Origin of the sequence: Jatrophihabitans sp., assembly GCF_051960575.1 — a bacterium.
Taxonomy (GTDB): domain Bacteria; phylum Actinomycetota; class Actinomycetes; order Mycobacteriales; family Jatrophihabitantaceae; genus JBQCEE01.
The window spans coordinates 1-2,441 of record NZ_JBQCEE010000045.1; the positions used below are offsets into that span (position 1 = coordinate 1).

Annotated in this window: 2 protein-coding genes; both read right to left on the bottom strand. The window is 76.0% G+C overall.

Translation table 11 applies throughout. The features are described from left to right. Nucleotides 1–212: 212 nt before the first annotated feature. A complete protein-coding gene (locus ACTHMS_RS02080) occupies nt 213–1,115 on the bottom strand; it encodes a TIGR01777 family oxidoreductase (RefSeq protein WP_440305019.1) in 903 nt (300 codons plus the stop codon). 5 nt (nt 1,116–1,120) lie between these two features. Next, nucleotides 1,121–2,441: 2-oxoglutarate dehydrogenase, E2 component, dihydrolipoamide succinyltransferase (gene sucB / locus ACTHMS_RS02085; protein WP_440305020.1), on the bottom strand; the 1,321-nt coding region annotated here is incomplete at its 5' end.

The window sequence follows — 2,441 nt, forward strand, 5'->3', positions numbered from 1 at the left end:
CACCCCCCACACCAACCCCCCAACCACCACACTCACCACCCACTCTCTCTCTCCCCCCCGGTGCCCGCCCCCCCCCCCGGGGTCCGCGGCGCCCCCCGGCGCCACGACCCGGCGAGCGGTGCCTGCGGTTGCGTCCACCCGGCTGGCGATCACCCTGCGGCGCACGGCCACCGGTGTCCGCATCACCGCCGAGACGGCCGTCCGATGACGCGTCAGTGGTCGAGCGCCCAGCGCAGCGCCGGTTCGAGCTCGTCGTGCTGGAAGCGGTAGCCGGCGTCGAGCAGTACCTGCGGGACGGCCTGCTGACCGGTGAGGGTGTCCTGCGCGAACTCCCCGAGCGCGAGCTTCAACGCGAAGGCCGGGGTCGGCAGCACGGTGGGCCGGTGCAGCAGGCTGCCAAGGGTCTTGATGAACTCGGCGTTGCGCACGGGGTGCGGCCCGGTGAGGTTCACCGGCCCGGCGACGTCCGCGGTGAGCAGGAACTCGATCGCGCCGATCTCGTCGGCCAGGGTGATCCAGGGCATGAACTGCTGCCCACTGCCGAGCCGCCCGGCCACGCCGAGCTTGGTCACCAGCTTCAGCCGCTTCAACAGGTCGCCCTGGGACGAGAGCACCAGCCCGGTGCGCAGGTGGGCGACGCGGACCCCTGCAGCGCGGGCCGGCTCGGCCGCGGCCTCCCACTGCCGGCACACGTCGGCAAGGAACCCGCTGCCCTGTGGCGACTGCTCGGTGATGCGGGCATCGCCACCGTCGCCGTAGTAGCCGACCGCCGAGGCGGCGAGGAACACCCGCGGCCCGCCCTGGCCCGCCCGGGCGAGCGCGGCGAGCGCGGTCGCGAGGGTGCCGACCGTCTGCACCCGGCTGTCGAGGATCTTCTGCTTGTACGTCTCGGTCCAGCGGTGCGCCCCGACGTTCGCGCCGGACAGGCAGACCACGGCGTCCGACGCGCGCAGGAACTCGTGGTCGACCTCGCCGCGCGCGGGATCCCACGTCGACGAGTCGGGGTCACTGGTGGCCCGCCGCACGAGCGAGCGCACGGTGTGCCCGTGCGCACGCAGCGAGTCGACCAGCGCCGTGCCGATCAGGCCGGACGCACCGGCGACGACGACGCGCACGGGCCTCAGGCCAGCCCGAGCGCGCGCTCGAAGGCGCCCGCCTCGAGCCGCTCCTTGATCGTCACGAGGAAGCGGGCCGCGTCGGCGCCGTCGACGATGCGGGGGTCGTAGCTCAGCGCCAGGTAGGCCATCGACCCCACCGCGATCGTCTCGCCGCCGAGCTCGGGGTCGTCGAGCACGACCGGACGCTTGACCACCGCGCCCGTGCCGAGGATGCCGACCTGCGGCTGGTTGATGATCGGCGTGTCGAACAGCGCGCCCCGGCTGCCGGTGTTCGTCAGCGTGAACGTGCCGCCACCCAGCTCGTCCGGCGTGATCTTGTTCGCGCGGGTGCGCGCCGCCAGGTCGGCGATCTTGCGGGCGATACCGCCCAGGTTGAGGTCACCGGCGTTGTGGATCACCGGCACCAGCAGCCCGCGCTCGGTGTCGACGGCGATGCCGAGGTGCTCGGCGTCGTGGTAGGTGATCGTCTTGGCGTCCATGTCGACCGACGCGTTGACGACCGGGTGCGCCTTCAGCGCCTCGATCGCCGCGACGGCGAAGAACGGCAGGAACGACAGCTTGACCCCCTCGCGGGCCTCGAAGTCGCGCTTGGCGCGGTCGCGCAGCCGGGCGATGCGGGTGACGTCGACCTCGACGACGGTGGTGAGCTGCGCCGAGGTCTGCAGCGACTCGACCATGCGGGTGGCGATGACCTGCCGCATGCGCGACATCGGCACGGTGCTGCCGCGCTTCGGCGAGGCGCCCGAGGCAGCCGCGGGGGCTGCCGTGGCGGCGGGTGCGGCGGGCGCCGCGGCCGGGGCGGAGGGTGCGGACGCCGCCGGTGCGGCGGCGGCGCTGCTCTGGCGCGCCGCTGCCTCGAGCACGTCGGACTTGCGGATGCGACCGCCGACGCCGGTGCCCGTGATCGAGTTCAGGTCGACGCCGTGCTCGCTGGCCAGCTTGCGCACCAGCGGGGTGACGTAGGTGCCGGCGACCTCGTCGTCGTCATCGGCCGAGGCGGCCGGGGCCGACGCGGCCGGGGCCGACGCCGCCGGGGCAGCGGGGGCCGCCGCGGCGGGCGGCGTCGCGGGCGCGCCGTAGGACGCACCGGGCGGGGTGCTCGGCGCCGGGGCGGTGGCGGCCGGGGGAGCCGCGGGCGCGGCCGGAGCCGCAGGCGCAGCGGGGGGAGCAGCCGGGGCAGCGGGCGGGGCAGCCGGAGGAGCCGACGCGGCCGGGGCGGGCTCGGGCTCGGGGGCCGGGGCGGCCCCCTCGTCCAGCGCCCGCGGCACGGCCCCCAAGGCCCCCCACCGGGCGGCGCCCCCCGCGCCGCCCGCGCGGGCGCCC